Origin of the sequence: Acidovorax sp., from assembly GCF_034519795.1 — a bacterium.
In the GTDB taxonomy this organism is placed as follows: domain Bacteria; phylum Pseudomonadota; class Gammaproteobacteria; order Burkholderiales; family Burkholderiaceae_C; genus Acidovorax.
The window spans coordinates 417,598-437,060 of record NZ_JAXHOB010000014.1; the positions used below are offsets into that span (position 1 = coordinate 417,598).

Below are 19,463 nucleotides of genomic sequence, written 5' to 3' on the forward strand. Positions count from 1 at the left end.
CAGCCATTCGATGAAGCGCGGTTTCTACACCATCATGTCGGCGCAGTTTTTCAGCTCGCTGGCCGACAATGCGCTGTTTGTGGCCGCTGTCGAACTCCTCCGCTCGGAAGGGGCTCCCGAGTGGCAGCGTGCCGCACTGGTGCCCATGTTCGCGCTGTTCTACGTGGTACTGGCGCCCTTCGTTGGCGCTTTTGCCGACGCCCTGCCCAAGGGCAAGGTGATGTTCGTGAGCAATGCCATCAAGGTGGTGGGCTGCCTGATGATGCTGTTCGGCTCGCACCCGCTGATCGCCTACGCGGTGGTCGGGCTCGGCGCTGCGGCCTATTCGCCGGCCAAGTACGGCATCCTGACCGAACTGCTGCCCGCCTCGCAGTTGGTCAAGGCCAATGGCTGGATCGAAGGGCTCACCATCGCGTCGATCATCCTCGGGGTGCTGCTGGGCGGCCAGCTCGTCGGGCAGAACCTCTCGGGCATGATGCTCAACATCGACATCCCGATGATCGACACGGGCGTGGACACCCCCGCCGAGGCGGCCATCGCCGGGCTGATCCTGATCTATGCACTGGCGGCCTGGTTCAACACCCGCATCCCGCACACCGGCGTGGAAATGCGCCCCCTGCGCGCCGACCCGTCGCGCAGCATCCTGGCCAATGCCATGGCGCTGCTGCCCGACTTCTGGGCCTGCAACAACCGCCTGTGGCGCGACAAGCTGGGCCAGATCTCGCTGGCCACCACCACCCTGTTCTGGGGCGCGGGCGGCAACCTCAAGTTCATCGTGCTGGCCTGGGCCGGCGTGGCCCTGGGCTACAACACCACGCAGGCCTCGGCCCTGACGGGCGTGGTGGCCATCGGCACGGCCGTGGGTGCCGTGGTCGCTTCCATGCGCATGCGGCTGGACATGGCCACCCGGGTCATCCCGCTGGGCATCGCCATGGGCCTGCTGCTGATATTGATGGTCTTCATCAAGAACATCTGGCTGGCCATTCCCTTCCTGATCCTGCTGGGCGGCCTGGGCGGCTACCTGGTCGTGCCCATGAATGCCCTGCTGCAGCACCGTGGCCACAACCTCATGGGCGCCGGGCGCTCCATCGCCGTGCAGAACTTCAACGAGCAGGCCTGCATCCTGGCGCTGGGCGCGTTCTACAGCCTGTCGCTCAAGTTCGGCCTGTCGGTGTTCGGCGCCATCACCATCTTCGGCCTGGTGGTCGCGGGCATCATGTGGATCATCCGCCGCTGGCACCAGCGCAACTGCGTGAACTACCGCGAAGAAGTCGAGCACCTCTTGCACATCGCCCGCCAGGACGCGCATCACTAGAGCATCCCCCTGAGGCGCTTACGCGGCGGTCGCTGGTGTAGGCCGCACGCATTGCACAGGTGGCGGCGATGCCGGTACGGGCAAATACATCGCACAGCGGCTACCATGGGCCCTTCAGCCACCGAGGAGCCACCATGCCCGACAGCATCTACGATTTCGAAGCCCAGCAGATGAATGGCCAGAGCGTGCCGCTCTCGCAGTACCAGGGCAAGGTGATGCTCATCGTCAACACGGCCAGCGCCTGCGGTTTCACGCCGCAGTTCGGTGGGCTCGAAGAATTGCACAAGGAGTATGCCGACCAGGGGCTGGTGGTGCTCGGTTTTCCCTGCAACCAGTTCGGCAGCCAGGACCCGGGCAGCAACGACGAGATCGCCAGCTTCTGCCAGCTCAACTACGGCGTGAGCTTTCCGATGATGGCCAAGATCGACGTCAACGGGGCCAACGCATCGCCCTTGTACCAATGGCTCAGCGCAGAGGCCCCGGGCCTTCTGGGCAGCAAGGCCATCAAGTGGAATTTCACCAAGTTCCTGGTGGGCAAGGACGGCAAGGTGATCCGCCGGTATGCGCCACAGGATGCGCCCAGGAAGCTGGCCGGGGACATTAAGGCAGCGCTGGCCTGATCACGGGTTCTGCAGGCCCTGGGCTGGCGGCGTGCCGGCGGTGCTGCCCGGCACCGGGCTGGCCGGGACCGCGCCGCGCGGCGGCAGCCCGAACAGCGGCCTGGCCCAACGGCTGGGCCGCACCAACCCCGTCACGGCCCAGCAAGCCAGCACCGTGCCGGCCAGCAGGAGCATGGGCTCCAGCACCGGGCCGAGTTGCCACCGCGCCAGTGCCACCGCCAGCACGATGATCGCGGTCTGGTGCAGCACATACCAGGGGTAGACCGCCTCCTGCGCCCAGCGCAGCCAGGGCCACGGCCGGTTGAGCCGGTGGTGGGCCCAGCCCAGGATGGCCAGCAGCATGCTCCACAGGTACAGGTCGGCCAGCACGCGCACGGCGGTGCGCGCCGGCCAGCCGCCCTGCTGCACGGCCAGGCCGCGCAGCACCGTGAACAGCACCAGCAGTGCCAGGGCAGCGCCCAGCAGGCGCCAGCGCAGGCGCACCAACTCGGCCCACAGGCCGGCGTCCAGCCCGATCCAATAGCCGTACAGGAACAGCGTGAAGTACACGGCATGCAGCCAGGCGTCGTGGATGAGGTCGTGGGTGGGCGGGAAATGCCGCCACAGCAGCACCGAATACAGCACCAGCGGCAGCACGGGCACCGCAAAAAGCGCCCAACCACGCAGGCCCGTGAAGGCACGGCGCAGCCGCTGGCCGCGGGCGGATTCCAGCCAGGGCAGCAGCAGGGCCAGCACCACGGTGTAGACCCACAGGTAGGGCAGGTACCACAGGTGGTTCCAGGTCACGCCGGCCTCCCAGCCATCGAAGGCGCCAGCCGGCCAGGTGCCGCCGCCGTAGTAGCGCAGCAGGAAGGCACCGAAACCCGGGGCGATGAGCCCGTTGGCAACGCCCTGTGCATAAGGCTGGTAGGGCACGACCACCGCCATGCCAAAAGCCAGGGGCAACAACAGGCGCATGCTGCGCAGCCGGACCAGCCCCGCCACCGTTTGACCCCGGCGCACCAGGCCCAGCGCCAGGCCGGAGACCAGGAACACCAGGTCCATGCGCCACAGGTTCAAGGCCCGCATGGGCGCCTGCAGCCATTCGGCCGCGTGCGGGCTCTTGATGTGCCAGTGCCAGTCGGCCACGTAGTACATGGCCACGTGGTAGACGATGACCAGGGCGAAGGCCAGGGTGCGCAGGGCATCGATGTCGTGGCGGCGGGAGGTGGAAGGGGATGGAGCGGTCATGGACACATGCTCGGGCGCTTCGGTGGCACGACGCACCTCGCCGGGACGGAAACAACCCGCTTTGGGACGAGCGGTGGCCGGCCGGGACGGAGCCGGGTGTTGATTTCCCAGGCTGCTGCGCGCCTTGCCTACACTGGCGGCATGTCCCACCCCACCCTGCCCTGGCCCGAACGCTACCGCCCCCTGCGCCGCAGCGCCGAGGTGGCGTTCTGGGCCGTGCTGCTGCTGGTGCAGGCGGCCTTCAACAGCGTGGTGACGCTGATCGACCTGCGCTCTGCAGGACGGCCGGTGGCCGCCTGGGAGCCGGCGCTGTGGGAGCTGTCGAGCGTGCTGGTGGTCGGGCTGCTGATCCCGGCCATCGTGGCGTTCGAGCGGCGCTTTCCGCTGCATTGGGACACGCTGCGCCGCCACCTGCCCTGGCACCTGCTGGGCAGCGTGGCCTACTGCAGCGTCCACCTGGCCGGGATGATGGCCCTGCGGCACCTGGCCTACGGGGCCATGGGCGCGGAGTACCGGCTGAACGGCCCCTGGTGGGCGCAGTGGGGCTACGAGTACCTCAAGGACGTGCGCACCTATGCGCTCATCGTCAGCGGCCTGGTGGGCTACCGCTTTTTGCTGCTGCGGCTGCAGGGCGAGGCCCGGGTGCTGGACACGCCCGAATCACCCGCCATTCCCGAAGCATCACCCGCCACAGGATCGGCGGCGCCTGAACCGGCTCCGTCCCTGCCCGTGCACCGCCCCGAGCGCTTTCTGGTGCGCAAGCTGCGCCGCGAGTTCTTGATCGCCGCCAGCGACATCGCCTGGCTGCAGGCCGAGGCCAACTACGTGGGCATGCATGTCAACGGGCACGACTACCTGGTGCGCTCGACCCTGGCGGACTTCCTCACGCAACTGGACCCGGCGCGCTTCGTGCGCGTGCACCGCAGCTATGCGGTGAACCTGGACGCGGTGGCCGAGATCGAGCCGCTGGACAGCGGCGACGCCCGCCTGCGGATGAAGGATGGCAGCACCGTACCGTGCAGCCGGCGCTACCGCGGTGCGCTGGCCCAGCCGGGCACAGCAGCCTGATCAGCTGGCGGCAGGCGCGCTGCGCACCCGCGTGAAGTGTTGCGTCAGCACGCCATTCGGATAGGCCTGGTGCGCCTGCAACGTCCAGTGCTGCTGCGCCATCGCCTGTGGCGCGCCCCACAGCGGCAGGCCGGCTCCCAGCGTCACCGGAATGGTGGCCAGCATCAGGTGGTCCACCAGCCCCGCGTGGAGGAACTGCCCGGCCAACTGGCCGCCGCCGACCAGCCAGACCTGCCGCAGCCCTTGTTCCACCCATTGGGCCATGAGCTGCTGCGGCTGCGCGGCCCCCCAGCGCACGCTGGGCGGGAGCGTCCCATCCGAGGGGGCTTGCTGGTGGCTGAGCACCCAGGCCGGCCGCTCGGCATAAGGCCAGTCGCCAAAGGAGCGGGCCACGGCATAGGTGGTGCGTCCCATGACGAGACCATCAACCCCCGCCATGAAGTCCGCTAGGCCATAGTCGGTGCCAGCCTGCTCGAAAGGGTGCAGCCAGTCGAGCTCACCGCCGGGGGCGGCGATGAAGCCGTCCAGGGTGGCCGCCACATAGTAGGTGAGCTCGGTCATGCGCAGGGGGCCTCGTCGTTCAGGGATGGAGGGCGCGCGGCCATCTCGGCCTCGATCTGGCGCAGCATGTCGGCCAGGGTCTTGCCAGGCTCCTGGCGGAACTGCTCGGGCAGCACGGTGAGGGTCGCGATGCGGTCGATGCGAAAACCCCGGAAATCATCGCGCAGCTCGCACCAGGCCGACAGCGTCCAGACCTTGCCCCAATAGAAGCAGCCCAGGGGCCGCAGGCGGCGCACGCTGGGCCGGCCCTGGACGTCGGCGTAGTCGATCTGCACCACATGGCGGCTGTGCACCGCCTCGCGCAGGGTCTGCAGGGTGGCCTGGGCACGCGGCCCCAGGCCCACCGACGGGGCATAGAGCGCCTGCGCCTCGGCCGCCACACGCGCCTCGGGCGGCAGCACCGAGAGGATCTTGCCCAGCGCCCCTTCCACCTCGCGCGCCAGCCCCGCATCGAGCCAGGCCTGCGCCAGCCGCGCAGCGGCCACCAGGGCATTCGCCTCGCCCTGGCTGAACATCAGCGGTGGCAGGTCGAAGCCCGCGCCCAGGCGGTAGCCCACCCCCGCCTCGCCCTCGATGGGCACGCCCTGGTGCTGCAGGTCGGCCACGTCGCGGTATATGGTGCGCTGCGACACCTCCAGCCGCTCGGCCAGGAAGGCGGCGGTGGACAGGCGCCGCCCGCGGATGAGCTGGACGATCTGGAACAGGCGGTCGGCACGGCGCATGGTGGGTGACGGGGGAACGGACCTAGACGCCGATGTGGATGGCCACGCGGTCGGGGCCGGCATAGGCCTCGAAGTCGGTGGCGAAGCGGCGCTGGATCTGCGGGTTCTCGCCAAAGTAGCGCCAGACCTCGCCCCAGGCATCGATCACCATCTGCGGCATGGTGCCCTGGCCATGGAAAACCAGGTAGTCGCCGGCCTCGATGGCAATCGTCGATGCGCCGCCCACGATCTCCGAGCCTTCGGGGGCCGCCACGCCGGCCGTGACGTCGAAGGCGCCATGCTCGTTGGACTCATAGGCGCTGTAGACGCCGAAGATGCGGCCGTCCACCCCAGGGCGGGGCAGCTTGTGCTCCCAGCTTTCGCTGAAGAAGCGGTCCCACAGGGCGCCGATGCGGGAGGTCTCGGGGTTCATCTCGTCGCTGTTGCGGGTGCGCACGGCAATGCCGGCAACGCGGAATGCGGGAATCTTTTCAGAAACGGGTGGCATGCGGAATTCTCACTCTCTCTCGTTGGTTATCGGGAGCCGTGATGGTGCCGGCCTGCTGCTGACAACCTGGTGTCAGCAGGGTGGCCTGGTACCCCACAAATTGCAACCGAGAGCGAGAGGGGGAGCTGCCCCATGGGCCGCATGCTCCTGCTGCCAAGACCGTGTCAGCAGGAGCCGCCGGGCAATGCCCGGGGCGGCGACCGGGTCAGTCGGCGGCAGGCGCCGTCGCCACCGCGGCAGCCGTCGCGGCGGCGGCCACCAGGCCGCGGTAGCGGCGCGCGCGCTCCAGCGTCTGGCCCACGGCGCGTGGTGCCATGCCGTACATGTCGGCAAAGGCTTCCAGGGCCTGGCCGCTGGCATCGAAGGCGCGCAGCAGCGCCTCGTCCTTGGCGTTGCGCACGGACCATTCGGCAAAGGCCTCTTCGAGCAGGGCATTGGCCTCCTCGTCGCGGCCCGCCACGAGCTCGGTATAGGCCTCGCGCGTCAGGCCCGAGGCTTCGAACGCCTGGACCATGCGGCTGCGCAGCTTGGGCAACAGGTCCTCGCTGGCGCGGGCCTTGTTGTTCTTTCTGCGGCGGTAGACCTCCAGCAGGGCATGGTGCACATGCTCGGGGGCCATGGCTTCCACGGGTTGGCCCGCCAGGTCATGGCGCTTCTCGCCGGCTGCCACGCTTTGCAGGTAGCGCGTGGAGCGGGTGTGCAGCCCCAGGGCCACCTTGAGCGCATCGCGCTCGAACTGCTCGGGGTGCGCGGCCAGGATGTCCTGGAAGATGCCGCGCTTGAGCGGGCGGAACACGGCGCCGAACAACTGCGGGTACAGGCCTGCCAGTTGCTCCAGCGCCGGATGGGTGCGCTGCGGCGCACGCGCGCCCGCAGGCGCCGCAGTGCCGGGCTGGCCTGCTGCGGCCGGTGCGCCGGCTTCGCCGCGCGGACGAGCACCGCGGCGGTTGTTGTTGTTGCCGTTATTGTTGTTGCGGCCACCACGGCCTTCACGGCGGGGGGCTGCAGCGGTGGCAGGGACTGCTGCTGGCGCACCACCGCCCTCCCCTGCTTCCCCAGGAGCCACGGCGGGGGCCGGTGCCGCGCTGGCGGCCACGGGGGCAGCGGCGGGCGCGGCGGTCTGTTCTTGTTCTGGCACGTTGTCGGTCATGGCGTAGCGAAGGAAGGGGGCAACAAAACCCTCAATCATGCCAGCCTTGGCGCCAGGCGCCTAATCCAAGGCTTCCTGCCACCCCCTCTTGGACCTGCCCCCATCCCCTCGGATGGTGGCACGCGCCATCAGCGCGCAGCGGCCAGTGCGCCGTCCAGCACCTCGATCCAGTGGCGCACGGGGGTCGCCGTGCCGCTCTGCAGGTGCGTGATGCAGCCGATATTGGCCGACAGGATGGCATCGGGCGGCTGCTCGCCAAAGGCCTCGCCCAGAGCGCCGAGCTTGCGGTCGCGCAGCTGGTAGGACAGGCCAGGGTTGAGCACCGAGTAGGTGCCCGCCGAGCCACAGCACAGATGCGACTCATTGCGTGCCACGCGCAGCTTGAAGCCCAGCTTTGCGAGGTGCATCTCGACCCCGCCACGCAGCTTTTGCCCGTGCTGCAGCGTGCAGGGTGGGTGGTAGGCGTACAGCACGTCCGCCGGCAGGCTGACGCGCCCCGCCAGGCGCTCGGCGAGTTCGGGCAGCAGGTCCGGCAGCAGTTCGGACAGGTCGCGCGTGAGCGCACTGATGCGCTCGGCCTTGGCGGCGTACTGCACGTCGTCCTTCAGGAGGTGGCCGTACTCCTTGACCGTGACGCCGCAGCCCGAGGCGTTCATGACGATGCATTCCACGCCGCCCGCCTCGACCAGCGGCCACCAGGCGTCGATGTTGGCACGCATCTCGGCCTTGCCCCCCTCCTGGTCGTTGAGGTGGAACTTGACCGCGCCGCAGCAGCCCGCCTTGGACGCCACCAGGGTCTGGATGCTGGCAGCATCGAGCACACGCGCCGTGGCGGTGTTGATGCCCGGCATCATCGCCGGCTGCACGCAGCCAGCCAGCATGAGCACCTTGCGCGCGTGCTCCCGCGTGGGCCAGGCGCCCGGGTTCTGAGCTGCCGGCACCTTGGCCTTGAGGGCTGCGGGCAGCAGGCCGCGCACCCTCTGCCCGGCCTTCATCGCCGGGGCGAACAGGGGCGAAGGCAGCCCTTCCTTGAGCGCCCAGCGCAAGGCCTTTTCGCCCAGGGGGCGTGGCACCTTCTCGTCCACGATCTTGCGGCCGATGTCCACCAGGTGGCCATACTGCACGCCGCTCGGGCAGGTGGTCTCGCAGTTACGGCAGGTCAGGCAGCGGTCCAGGTGCATCTGGGTGGCGCGCGTGGGGGCCTGCCCTTCGAGCACCTGCTTGATCAGGTAGATGCGGCCGCGCGGGCCGTCGAGCTCGTCGCCCAGCAACTGGTAGGTGGGACAGGTGGCGGTGCAGAAGCCGCAGTGCACGCACTTGCGCAGGATGACCTCGGCTTCGAGGCCATCGGCGCGGTCGCGGTATTCAGGGGAGAGTTGGGTTTGCATGGTGCATGCCTGGACAGTTGTTTCTTCTCTAGGGCCCGGCCGGCGGAGCCGCTGGCGTCGGCCTGTGCAGCGGGTGGCGCAGGCGGGCACGGTCGGCCCACAGCGGCGGCAGCGACAGCACCAGCAGCAGCAGCGCCAGGGGAACCACGAACACGAAGCCCACATGCTTGAATCCGGTGGCACCTGCCACGCCCCCCACGAGGAACATGCCCAGCAGCCCCGCGAACAGGCGCAGTCGCGCCTGGTTGGCGCGCACCAGGGCCTCTGGCGGGGTGCCGGTGCGGTTCCAGTAGAGCATCTTCCCGAGCTCGATCCCCAGGTCGGTGACCACGCCTGTCATGTGGGTGGTGCGGATCTGGGACGCGGACATCTTGGTCACGGTCGCGTTCTGCAGCCCCATGATGAAGGACAGCAGCAGCACGGTGGCCGGCACGGCGAATGGCGTGCGCCAGTGCAGCGTGATGGCGCCCACCAGGCCGAACACCAGCATCAGTGCCGCAACGACCAGCAAGGGCAATGCATAGCTGCTGTGCAGGTGTCTCTGGCGCCCCCAATTGACGAGCACGGCGGTTGCCGCCGCACCGCTGGTGAAGGCCAGCAGGGCCCCCAGCGCGCCGAGCACCAGCGCTGTGTTGCCCAGTACGAGGTTGTCGGCCAGCATGGAGACGAACCCCGTCATGTGCGAGGTGTACAAATGCACCACCAGGAAGCCGCCAGCGTTGACCGCCCCCGCGTTGAAGGCCAGCAGCAAGCCCAGCGCGCGGTTGCTGGCCACCGTGCGGCGGTGGCCCATGAGGTGGCGCAGGCGGCGCATGCGAGGCTGCCTACCAGCCCAGGGCCATGCGCCCGGGGTTGAAGATGCCTGCCGGGTCGAAGCTGTGCTTGAGGCGCGCATGGATCTGCTCCAGCGCGCGCGAAGGCAGGGCCGCGTGGCCGACCCCGCCCGGTTCGCGCGCCGCAGGCGCCCGGAACATCGCCGCGCTGCCGCCCGCCGCCCGCGCCGCCTCGCGCAAGGCATCGCCTGCGGATTCGGGCGCCTGCACCCAGCGCAGCGCGCCATGCCACTCGACCAGTGGCTGCGCGCCACCGGGCAAGGCCATGGCAGGCGCCGTCGCGGGAAGGGACAGACGCCACAAGGCGTGGTCAGGGGCGCGCGCCGCAAACCAGGGCAGGGACTGATCACGGCAGGCGCTCCACCCGGCGTTCGCAGCGGCAGCATCCAGGCGCTCGCCACCCATGGTGCGGCAGGCTGCCTCCACCGCGGCCACGGCGCCGCGCAGGCGCACCTGCAGCGTCCCCGTGTGGGCATCGCCCGCCCAACGGCTGGCGTTGAGTGGCAGGGGCTGGCCGCCCCAGGCATGCAGGCGGCGCAAGGCATCGGCCTGGCTGCATTCGAAGCCCAGCGTGGCCTCGCCGGGCGCCACGGGCAGCACCTTGAGGCTGACTTCGGTGAGCAGGCCCAGCGTACCCCAGGAGCCGGCCATGAGGCGCGACACGTCATAACCCGCCACGTTCTTCATGACCTGGCCGCCGAAGGTGAGCCGCTCGGCCCGGCCGTTGAGCAGCACCACGCCCAGCAGGTAGTCGCGCACGGCGCCCACGCTGGCACGCGCCGGGCCTGACAGGCCTGCCGCCACCATGCCGCCGACCGTGGTGGCCTGTGGCTGCGCACCGAAGTGCGGGGGTTCGAACGGCAGGCATTGCCCCTGCGCGGCCAGAGCGGCCTCCAACTCGGCCAGTGGCGTGCCGGCACGCACGGTGACCACCAGTTCGCTCGGCTCGTAATCGACGATGCCGTGGAGCACCCGGGTGTCGAGCACCTCGCCATGCAAGGCCAGGCCATGGAAGTCCTTGCTGCCCCCACCGCGGATGCGCAAGGGGGTCTGGTCGGCCGCGGCGACGCGCACGCGTTCGGTGATTTGGGCAAGGGCGAAATCCATGCCTTGCATCGTAGCGGCTGCACCCTGTCCGGGCCGCTGGCGCTGGCGTGAATTTTTTGAACGGCCGGCGTGAGGCCTGCGGTGGGGAGGCCCATCCCGGCACCTCCAATGAAAAACCCGCCGGAAGGCGGGTTGGTCAAAAAGAAGCCCGCCAGACGGCGGGCAAAGGGATCCGAGGAGGATTCCGAGGAGACTCTCGCAGAAAAACAGGAACCAGGACGGGCTGCGGCACCACCAGACACCGCAGCCCTGGGGATCGCGGCTCAGCGGCTGTAGGCCGTTTCGCCGTGCGATGTGATGTCCAGACCTTCGCGTTCGGCTTCTTCCGAGACACGCAGGCCCACCGTCAGATCGACGATCTTGTAGGCGATGAAGGACACGACACCCGACCACACGATGGTCAGCAGCACGGCCTTCGTCTGCGTCCACACCTGGGCGACGATGGAGTAGTCCGCAGACGTCACCATGGTTGCCGTCACCCAGTCGGCCACGTAGCCGGGGCCGCCCAGAGAAGGTGCGTTGAACACGCCGGTCAGCAGGGCACCGACGATACCGCCGATGCCATGCACGCCGAACACGTCCAGCGAGTCGTCAGCACCCAGCATGCGCTTGAGTCCGTTCACACCCCACAGGCAGGCAAAGCCGCCCACGAGACCGATGACCAGTGCGCCGCCGATGCCGACGTTGCCCGCGGCAGGCGTGATGGCCACCAGACCGGCGACCGCACCCGAGGCAGCACCCAGCATGGATGCCTTGCCGCGTGCCAGCGCTTCGCCGATGCACCAGGCCAGCACCGCGGCAGACGTGGCCACCAGGGTGTTGATGAAGGCCAGTGCCGCAAAGCCGTTGGCTTCGAGCGCGGAGCCGGCATTGAAGCCGAACCAGCCCACCCACAGCAGCGAGGCACCAACCATGGTCAGCGTCAGGCTGTGAGGCGCCATGGCTTCCTTGCCGTAACCCACGCGCTTGCCCACCATGAAGGCACCCACCAGGCCCGCCACAGCGGCGTTGATGTGCACCACGGTGCCGCCGGCGAAGTCCAGCGCGCCCCATTGCCAGATCTGGCCGGCCTTGCCGGTCATCGCATCGGCCACTTCCTTGGAAGCGTAGGCGTCGGGACCCATCCAGAACCACACCATGTGGGCGATCGGCAGGTAGCTGAACGTGAACCACAGGACCATGAACAGCATGACGGCACCGAACTTGATGCGCTCGGCGAAGGCACCGACGATCAGGGCACAGGTGATGCCGGCAAAGGTGGCCTGGAAGGCGGCGAACACCACTTCCGGAATCACCACGCCCTTGCTGAAGGTCGCAGCATTCGCGAAGGTGCCGGCTGCGTTGTCCCAGATGCCCTTCATGAACAGACGATCAAAACCACCGATGAAGGCGCCGCCTTCGGTGAACGCCAGGCTGTAGCCGTAGATGAACCATAGCACCACGATCATCGAGAACGTGACCATGACCTGCATCAGCACGGACAGCATGTTCTTGCTGCGCACCAGGCCACCGTAGAACAGTGCCAGGCCAGGCAGGACCATCAGGATCACGAGGATGGTGGAAGTCATCATCCAGGCGGTGTCGCCCTTGTTGGGCACGGGGGCGGCAGCAGCGGGAGCGGCCTCGGCCGCAGCGACCGGGGCGGGAGCCGCCGCAGGGGCGGCGGGTGCCGCAGCAGGTGCAGCGGCCGCCGGCGCGGATGCCGCAGGCTCGGCAGTGGCAGGTGCCTGGGCCAGCGACAGTCCACCGACCGACAGCAGGCTCAACCCCAGGATGAAGGAAGCAAGCAATTTTTTCATGGCTTTTTTTCTCTTGTGTGTGATGCGGCGTACCCTTTAGAGGGCTTCCTTGCCGGTTTCGCCGGTGCGGATGCGCACCACCTGCTCGAGGTGCGTCACGAAGATCTTGCCGTCGCCGATCTTGCCGGTGCGCGCAGCGGCTTCGATGGCTTCGATCACCCGGTCCACCAGTTCGTCCGCCACAGCGGCTTCGATCTTGACCTTGGGCAGAAAGTCGACCACGTACTCCGCGCCACGGTACAACTCCGTATGGCCCTTCTGGCGTCCGAAGCCCTTGACTTCGGTCACCGTGATCCCCTGGACCCCGATGTCCGAGAGGGCTTCACGCACCTCGTCGAGCTTGAAGGGTTTGATGATGGCTGTCACCATTTTCATTTTTGGTTCCTCCGGAAGGGGCGCACCATGCGCCCCTGAAAGATTTACAGGGTTTTGGTCAGCGCGACGATCAAGCGCGACTTGTTGACGGGGCCAAAGAATTCCTTCTTGTTGGCACCCACCACAGCGGCACCGAGCGACAGGCCCGAGCCGAAGTCATAGGCGCCGCCCAGGCTGTAGTCCATGTAGTTGGGGGCCGTGATGTCGCCACCGAAACGCGTGTAGCCCACGGAGGCCTTGAGCGTGACCTTGGGCATCACTTCCTGGGCGAATGCCAGGCTGAAGTAGCCCGTGTTGCGGCCCTTGAAGCCAGAACCTGCGTAGGCGAAGTAGTCCTTGGACAGCGTGTGCGAGTACTTGGCCGTCACGGGACCGAAGGTGGCAGCGCCATAGGCTTCGGTGGTGTTGCCGGCGCTGTTGCCAGGGTAGATGTAGGTCAGCAGGCCCACGTCCAGGTCGGCGCCACCGGCCTTGAACTTGTAACCGCCGTAGATGTCGGACTCGATGGAGTTGCCCGACAGCCAGTCGACGCTGGAGTTCCAGTTGCCCACGTAGAAGCCCGACTCGCCGAAAGCGTAGTCAAAACCGCCCTGGATGGCGGGCTTCACGGCCTTGACCTTGGAGGTATCCTGGTCCTGGCCACGGAACTTGTAGTTGGTGGTCAGGCTGACGTTGCCAGTCAGTTGGGCGCTGGCCAGCAGGGGCAGGGTTGCGACAAGGGCGACGCCCAGGAATTTGACGGTTGCGCGGTTCATGTTTCCTCCGGTTGGACAAAGTAGGGACAAGCGCTTTAAGCATGGACCGTGCCACGCGTCACCAACGGGCCGTGGCCGCTGCGGGCAGGGCAGATGGGGATTCCCTATTAAAGTGAGGGTTGAGGGGACTTTGCAGGCGCACCACGGTGGTGCGAGCGTGAAACAGTTCACGCCGGTCCGCCATAAAACGCACCCATCTGGGGAGAAAGTCGACCATGAGTCTTGCTTTGGTGCAAAGTCGCGCCCTTCTGGGGCTGCAGGCACCGGCCGTCACCGTTGAAGTGCACCTGGCCAATGGCCTGCCCAGCTTCACCCTGGTGGGCCTGGCCGAGGTGGAGGTCAAGGAGGCCCGCGAGCGCGTACGCTCGGCGCTGCAGAACGCCGGGCTGGAGTTCCCCCACAACAAACGCATCACGGTCAATCTTGCCCCTGCCGACCTGCCCAAGGATTCGGGTCGGTTCGATCTGCCCATTGCCCTGGGCATCCTCGCTGCGACCGGGCAGATCGACGGCGCCCGCCTGGCGGGCCACGAGTTCGCAGGCGAGCTCTCGCTCTCGGGTGAGCTGCGCCCGGTGCGCGGTGCATTGGCCACCAGCCTGGCGCTGCAGACCCAGCACATCAGCACGCAACTGGTGCTGCCGCCCGGCAGCGCCGAGGAAGCCGCCCTGGTGCCCGATGCCCAGGTCGTGCGCGCGCGCCACCTGCTGGATGTGGTGCGCGCCTTTCTGCCGCCGGGCGCGCCCGCACCCGAAGGGGACGACGGCGGCTTTGTGCGCCTGCAGCCCACGCCCATGGTCACAGGGCTGCAAGGCCCCGACATGGCAGACGTGAAGGGCCAGGCCGTGGCCAAGCGCGCGCTGGAGATCGCTGCGGCCGGCGGCCACAGCGCCCTCATGGCCGGCCCGCCCGGCTCGGGCAAGTCCATGCTTGCACAGCGCTTTGCCGGACTGCTGCCGCCCATGACGGTGCAGGAGGCACTGGAGAGCGCCGCCATCTCCAGCCTGGCCGGCCGCTTCAGCCCCGAACGCTGGGGACTGCGTCCCACGGGGCAACCCCATCACACGGCCAGTGCCGTGGCGCTGGTAGGGGGAGGTTCGCCGCCACGGCCGGGCGAGATCTCGCTGGCGCACCATGGCGTGCTCTTCCTTGACGAATTTCCCGAGTTCACCAGGGCTGCGCTGGAGGCACTGCGCGAACCCCTGGAAACCGGCCACATCACCATCTCCCGCGCCGCGCAACGTGCCGAATTCCCGGCCCGCTTCCAGATGATCGCGGCCATGAACCCCTGCCCCTGCGGCTTTCTCGGCTCCACCCAGCGCGCCTGCCGTTGCACACCCGACCAGATCGCGCGCTACCAGGGCAAGCTCAGCGGGCCGCTGCTGGACCGCATCGACCTGCATGTCGAGGTGCCCGCCGTGCCTTCGGAGCAACTGCTCAAGGCAGCGCCCGGGGAGTCCAGCGCCGCCATCCGCGAGCGCGTGGTGCAGGCGCGGGCACGGGCCCTGGCACGCCAGGGCAGGACCAACCAGGCGCTGCAGGGCCAGGAGATCGACGAGCACCTGCACCTCGACGATGCGGCCGCCAAGTTCCTCAATACCGCAGCAGCGCGCCTGGGCTGGTCGGCGCGCAGCACGCACCGCGCGCTCAAGGTGGCGCGCACCATCGCCGACCTGGCCGGTGCCGAGGCCACCGCCGTGGGCCATGTGGCCGAGGCAGTGCAGTACCGCCGCGTGCTGCGTGCGCCCACCTGAGCGGCCCGGCTATAGTTCCCGCCAAACCCAGCAGCAAGCATCTCATGGCCAGCGCATCCACCAAGATCCTCCCCACAACTCCCGCCACCACCGAAGTGGTCGACAACAGCTACCTGCGCACCCTCGTGGGCTACAACGCGCGCCGGGCCTCGCTGTCCATCATCGAGGTGTTCATGGAGCGCATGGCGGTCTATGGGCTCAAGGTGGTGGATTTCTCGGTGCTCTCGCTGGTGGCGCACAACCCCGGCATCACCTCGCGCCAGCTGTGCGCCACGCTGGGCGTGCTGCCGCCCAACCTGGTGGGCCTGATCGCGGCGCTGGACCGGCGCGGCCTGATCGAGCGCCGCCCACACCCGAGCGACGGGCGCGCCATGGGCCTGCATTTGACGGCCGCTGGCGAGGACCTGTGCGGGCAGGCCGAGCAGACTGCGGCCCAGCTGGAAGTCGATGCCACCGCGCGTCTGACCGCCACCGAGCGCAAGACGCTGATCCGCCTCTTGCAAAAAGTCTACGACTGACGGGCCCGCACCGACCCGCTGTGCTCAGGCGCCCGCAGGCGTGGCCTTCGCGGCCTTGTCCAGCCCCAGCAGGCGCACCGCATTGCCCTTGAGGATGCCGGGCATCACCTCGGGCTTGAAGCCGGCCTCCTGAAAATCCTTCATCCAGCGCTCGGGCGTGATCAGCGGGTAGTCGCTGCCGAACAGGATGCGGTCCTTGAGCAGGGTGTTGGCGTACTGCACCAGTTGCTTGGGGAAGTACTTGGGGCTCCAGCCCGACAGGTCGATCCAGACGTTGGGCTTGTGCGTGGCGACCGAGAGCGCCTCGTCCTGCCAGGGGAAGCTCGGGTGCGCCATGACGATCTGCATGTCCGGGAAGTCGATGGCCACATCGTCCAGGTGCATGGGGTTGCTGTACTCCAGGCGCAGGCCACCGCCGCAGCGCATGCCGCTGCCGATGCCGCTGTGGCCGGTGTGGAAGATGGCCGGCATGCCGTACTCGGCGATCACCTCGTAGATCGGCCAGGCCATCTGGTCGTAAGGGTGGTAGCCCTGCACCGTGGGGTGGAACTTGAAGCCCTTGACGCCATGCTCCTCGATGAGGCGCCGCGCCTCGCGCGCACCCATCTTGCCCTTGTGCGGGTCGATGCTGGCAAAGGCCATCATCATGTCGCTGTTGGCCTTGGCGGCCTCGGCGATCTCTTCGTTGGGGATGCGCCGGCGGCCCATCTTGGACTCGGCGTCCACGGTGAACATCACCAGGCCGATCTTCTGCTCGCGGTAGTAGGCCACCGTCTCGGCGATGGTGGGCCGGCGGCCATTCTTGAAGTATTTGTCGGCGGCGCGGTCGTACTCCTCGCCGTAGTTGTCGAACGGGTTCCAGCAGCTCACTTCGGCGTGCGTGTGGATGTCGATGGCAATCAGGTTCTCGTGGTCCATATCTGTCTCCTATGGTGACCGGGCTTTCATGGCACCGCCCTTCAGCATGCACCACCGCACAGCAGGTGGATCAAGGGTAACTACTGATGAAAAACCGGTCTGGCTTGCTTGAATTGGTTATGAACTATAACCACAATTCACCTATCTAGAAAGCCACCATGACCCATCCAGACATCCATTTCGAGCTTGCCGGCGACGAGCAGGAAGTTGCCGTGATCCGCCTCACGCGCAGCGCCAAGCGCAATGCGCTGAACGACGGCCTGATCCTGGCCCTGCGCGACCTGTTCGAAAGAATGCCCGCGAGCGTGCGCGCCGCGGTGATCGACGGCGAAGGCCCGCACTTCTGCGCCGGGCTCGACCTGTCCGAACTCAAGGAGCGCGACGCAGGCCAGGGCCTGTACCACTCGCGCATGTGGCACGCGGCGCTAGAGCGCGTGCAGTACGGCCCCGTGCCCGTGATCGCCGCGCTGCACGGTGCAGTGGTCGGCGGCGGGCTGGAGCTGGCCAGCGCCTGCCACATCCGCGTGGCCGATGAATCCACGTTCTACGCGCTGCCCGAGGGCTCGCGCGGCATCTTCGTGGGCGGCGGCGGCGCGGTGCGCATCCCCAAGCTGATCGGCGCGGCGCGCATGACCGACATGATGCTCACCGGCCGCGTCTACAACGCGCAGGATGGCGAGAAGGTCGGCTTTGCCCAGTACCTGGTGCCCGAGGGCCAGGCCTTCGACAAGGCGCTGGAACTTGCCAAGCGCGTGGCGCAGAACGCGCCGCTGACCAACTACGCGCTGATGCACGCCCTGCCGCGCATTGCCGAGCAGCCGGCCGACCAGGGCTTCTTCACCGAAGCCATGATGGCCGCGATCGCCCAGAGCGCACCCGAGGCCAAGTCGCGCCTGGCGGACTTCCTGGAAGGCCGCGCCGCCAAGGTGCGCAAAGACTGAGCCCCGCATTCCCCCACCGCCGGACATCCACCCATGAGCGATCTCTCCACCCCCCTCGCGCCGCCGCGCTACCGGCCGGTACCCTTTGGCGTCACCCGCGTCAACCTGCGCGAAGGCGCACCCGGCGTGCGCTACCTGCAGGCCGATCTGCCCCTGGGCGCCTACGCCCGCCGGGTGACGGACTACCTGGTGCACTGGGCCGAGGCGGAGCCCGAGCGCAGCTTTCTCGCGCGCCGGGTGCAGCAGGCCGATGGCAGCACAGGCGACTGGCAGCATGTCACCTACGCGCAGGCGCTGGACGCCGCGCGCAGCATCGGCCAGGCGCTGCTGGACCGGGGGCTGAACGCCGAGCGCCCCGTGGTGGTGCTCAGCGAGAACAGCCTGGAGCACGCGCTGATGGCGCTGGGCTGCATGTATGCGGGTGTGCCTTACTGTCCCGTGTCGCCGGCCTACGCCACCGTGAGCCAGGACTACGACAAGCTGCGCCACGTGCTGGACACGCTGACGCCGGGCCTGGTGTTTGCGGCCGATGGCGCGCGCTTTGGCCGGGCCATCGGGGCCACCGTGGCGGCAGACGTGGAAGTGGTGCTCGCCCAGGGCGCCATCGCCGGCCGCAAGGCCAGCACCTTCCAGAGCCTGCGCAATACCGTGGCCACACCCGCGGTGGACGCGGCCATGCTTGCCACGGGCCCTGGCACCATCGTGAAGTTCCTGTTCACCAGCGGCTCCACCAAGATGCCCAAGCCGGTGATCAACACCCAGCGCATGTGGTGCGCCAACCTGCAGCAGATCACCCTGTCGCTGCCGGTGCTGGCCGAAGCCCCGCCCATCCTGGTGGACTGGCTGCCGTGGAACCACACCTTCGGCAGCAACCACAACTTCGGGCTCACGCTGCAGCACGGTGGCACGCTCTACATCGACGATGGCAAACCCACGGCGGCGCTGATCGGCGAGACCCTGCGCAACCTGCGCGAGATCGCCCCCACGGTGTACTTCAACGTGCCCACCGGCTTCGAGATGATCGCCGAGGCGATGAAGACCGACGCCGTGCTGCGCCGCACCTTGCTGTCGCGGGTGCGCATGTTCTTCTACTCGGGCGCCGGCCTGGCCCAACCCATCTGGGACAGCCTGCACGCCACGCAGGAGGCCGAGCTCGGCGAGCGCATCGTCATGTCCACAGGCCTGGGGATGACCGAGTCGGCCCCCTCGGCCATGTTCTGCAACAGCCCCGACGTGCGCTCCGGCCACATCGGCGCGCCCGTGCCGGGAATGACGCTGAAGCTGGTGGACGTGGACGGCAAGACCGAGGTGCGCTACCGCGGCCCCAACGTGACACCCGGCTACTGGCGCTCGGACGCCGCCACGCGCGAGGCCTTCGACGAGGAAGGCTATCTGTGCACCGGCGACGCGGTGCTGTGGATCGACGACAACGACATCCACCGCGGCCTGCGCTTCGATGGCCGCATCGCCGAAGACTTCAAGCTCTCCACCGGCACCTTCGTGAGCGTGGGCCCGATGCGCGCCAAGATCGTCGTGGCCGGTGCGCCCTACATCCAGGACGCGGTGCTCACCGGCCTGAACAGGAAGGAAGTGGGCGCGTTGCTGTTCCTCTCGCCCGCCTGCCGCGAGGTCAGTGGCCTGCCAGCAGACGCCCCCTGGGCCGAGGTGATCGCCAGCACCGGCGTGCGCCAGCGCATCCAGGCAGTCATCGACCACCTGGCGCGCGAATCCACCGGCAGTGCCAGCCGTGTGGCGCGGGCGCTGCTGATGGCCGAGCCGCCCTCGCTCGACAAGGGCGAGATCACCGACAAGGGCTCCATCAACCAGCGCGCCGTGCTCAAGCACCGTGATGCGCTGGTGCAGGCCCTGCACGACGGGGAGGCCCCAGGCACCATCGTGCCTGCCGCCTGACACCCACTACCCAA

At 68.2% G+C, this 19,463-nt stretch carries 19 protein-coding genes; 7 read left to right on the forward strand and 12 right to left on the reverse strand.

The window, feature by feature from the left end:
- Window positions 1-10 precede the first annotated feature (10 nt).
- Entirely contained in the window at window positions 11-1,315 is a 1,305-nt protein-coding gene (gene lplT / locus U5N23_RS18745) for a lysophospholipid transporter LplT (RefSeq protein ID WP_322594249.1), read from the forward strand.
- Between the two features lie 134 nt (window positions 1,316-1,449).
- On the forward strand, window positions 1,450-1,935 hold the full coding sequence (locus tag U5N23_RS18750) for a glutathione peroxidase (RefSeq protein ID WP_322594250.1): 486 nt from the start codon (window positions 1,450-1,452) through the stop codon (window positions 1,933-1,935).
- Here U5N23_RS18750 and U5N23_RS18755 read toward each other — a convergent pair whose 3' ends face one another.
- Complete coding sequence (locus U5N23_RS18755; protein WP_322594251.1) at window positions 1,936-3,165, reverse strand: acyltransferase; 1,230 nt, start codon at window positions 3,163-3,165, stop codon at window positions 1,936-1,938.
- 141 nt (window positions 3,166-3,306) lie between these two features.
- Between U5N23_RS18755 and U5N23_RS18760 the strand changes: the two genes are divergently transcribed.
- Window positions 3,307-4,233, forward strand: coding sequence for a LytTR family DNA-binding domain-containing protein (locus tag U5N23_RS18760; protein WP_322594252.1), 927 nt, complete (start codon window positions 3,307-3,309; stop codon window positions 4,231-4,233).
- On the opposite strand, the gene U5N23_RS18765 is transcribed toward U5N23_RS18760, so the two are convergent.
- The 10 genes from U5N23_RS18765 to U5N23_RS18810 all read right to left on the reverse strand — a co-directional run bounded on the left by U5N23_RS18765 (window position 4,234) and on the right by U5N23_RS18810 (window position 13,410).
- Window positions 4,234-4,794: a dihydrofolate reductase family protein gene (locus U5N23_RS18765; RefSeq protein ID WP_322594253.1), complete on the reverse strand. Its 561-nt coding sequence runs from the start codon at window positions 4,792-4,794 to the stop codon at window positions 4,234-4,236.
- The gene (locus tag U5N23_RS18770; protein ID WP_322594254.1) at window positions 4,791-5,516 is read right to left on the reverse strand and encodes a YafY family protein; all 726 of its coding nucleotides are present in this window, start codon (window positions 5,514-5,516) and stop codon (window positions 4,791-4,793) included. The genes U5N23_RS18765 and U5N23_RS18770 overlap by 4 nt, the downstream gene beginning before the upstream one ends.
- A 22-nt stretch (window positions 5,517-5,538) precedes the next feature.
- The gene (locus tag U5N23_RS18775; RefSeq protein ID WP_322594255.1) at window positions 5,539-6,003 is read right to left on the reverse strand and encodes a GyrI-like domain-containing protein; all 465 of its coding nucleotides are present in this window, start codon (window positions 6,001-6,003) and stop codon (window positions 5,539-5,541) included.
- Between the two features lie 205 nt (window positions 6,004-6,208).
- On the reverse strand, window positions 6,209-7,153 hold the full coding sequence (locus U5N23_RS18780) for a ProQ/FINO family protein (protein ID WP_322594256.1): 945 nt from the start codon (window positions 7,151-7,153) through the stop codon (window positions 6,209-6,211).
- Between the two features lie 128 nt (window positions 7,154-7,281).
- Window positions 7,282-8,541, reverse strand: a complete 1,260-nt coding sequence (glcF, locus tag U5N23_RS18785; RefSeq protein ID WP_322594257.1) for a glycolate oxidase subunit GlcF — start codon at window positions 8,539-8,541, stop codon at window positions 7,282-7,284.
- Between the two features lie 28 nt (window positions 8,542-8,569).
- On the reverse strand, window positions 8,570-9,355 hold the full coding sequence (locus U5N23_RS18790; protein ID WP_322594258.1) for a YoaK family protein: 786 nt from the start codon (window positions 9,353-9,355) through the stop codon (window positions 8,570-8,572).
- Between the two features lie 10 nt (window positions 9,356-9,365).
- Entirely contained in the window at window positions 9,366-10,490 is a 1,125-nt protein-coding gene (gene glcE / locus U5N23_RS18795) for a glycolate oxidase subunit GlcE (protein ID WP_322594259.1), read from the reverse strand.
- 254 nt (window positions 10,491-10,744) lie between these two features.
- Window positions 10,745-12,280 carry an ammonium transporter gene (amt, locus tag U5N23_RS18800; protein WP_322594260.1) on the reverse strand — a complete coding sequence of 512 codons (1,536 nt, stop codon included), beginning with the start codon at window positions 12,278-12,280 and terminating at the stop codon, window positions 10,745-10,747.
- Between the two features lie 36 nt (window positions 12,281-12,316).
- Window positions 12,317-12,655, reverse strand: a complete 339-nt coding sequence (gene glnK / locus U5N23_RS18805) for a P-II family nitrogen regulator (protein ID WP_007851823.1) — start codon at window positions 12,653-12,655, stop codon at window positions 12,317-12,319.
- Between the two features lie 44 nt (window positions 12,656-12,699).
- Window positions 12,700-13,410, reverse strand: a complete 711-nt coding sequence (locus U5N23_RS18810) for a TorF family putative porin (RefSeq protein ID WP_322594261.1) — start codon at window positions 13,408-13,410, stop codon at window positions 12,700-12,702.
- A 215-nt stretch (window positions 13,411-13,625) separates the two neighbouring features.
- Here U5N23_RS18810 and U5N23_RS18815 point away from each other — a divergent pair, with 215 nt between their 5' ends.
- Entirely contained in the window at window positions 13,626-15,161 is a 1,536-nt protein-coding gene (locus U5N23_RS18815; protein WP_322594262.1) for a YifB family Mg chelatase-like AAA ATPase, read from the forward strand.
- A 44-nt stretch (window positions 15,162-15,205) separates the two neighbouring features.
- Window positions 15,206-15,679 carry a MarR family winged helix-turn-helix transcriptional regulator gene (locus U5N23_RS18820; RefSeq protein WP_322594263.1) on the forward strand — a complete coding sequence of 158 codons (474 nt, stop codon included), beginning with the start codon at window positions 15,206-15,208 and terminating at the stop codon, window positions 15,677-15,679.
- Between the two features lie 24 nt (window positions 15,680-15,703).
- Here U5N23_RS18820 and U5N23_RS18825 read toward each other — a convergent pair whose 3' ends face one another.
- On the reverse strand, window positions 15,704-16,597 hold the full coding sequence (locus U5N23_RS18825; protein WP_322594264.1) for an amidohydrolase family protein: 894 nt from the start codon (window positions 16,595-16,597) through the stop codon (window positions 15,704-15,706).
- A gap of 158 nt (window positions 16,598-16,755) precedes the next feature.
- Between U5N23_RS18825 and U5N23_RS18830 the strand changes: the two genes are divergently transcribed.
- Complete coding sequence (locus U5N23_RS18830) at window positions 16,756-17,538, forward strand: crotonase/enoyl-CoA hydratase family protein (RefSeq protein WP_322594265.1); 783 nt, start codon at window positions 16,756-16,758, stop codon at window positions 17,536-17,538.
- Between the two features lie 33 nt (window positions 17,539-17,571).
- Window positions 17,572-19,449 carry a feruloyl-CoA synthase gene (locus tag U5N23_RS18835; protein WP_322594266.1) on the forward strand — a complete coding sequence of 626 codons (1,878 nt, stop codon included), beginning with the start codon at window positions 17,572-17,574 and terminating at the stop codon, window positions 19,447-19,449.
- Window positions 19,450-19,463: the final 14 nt, after the last annotated feature.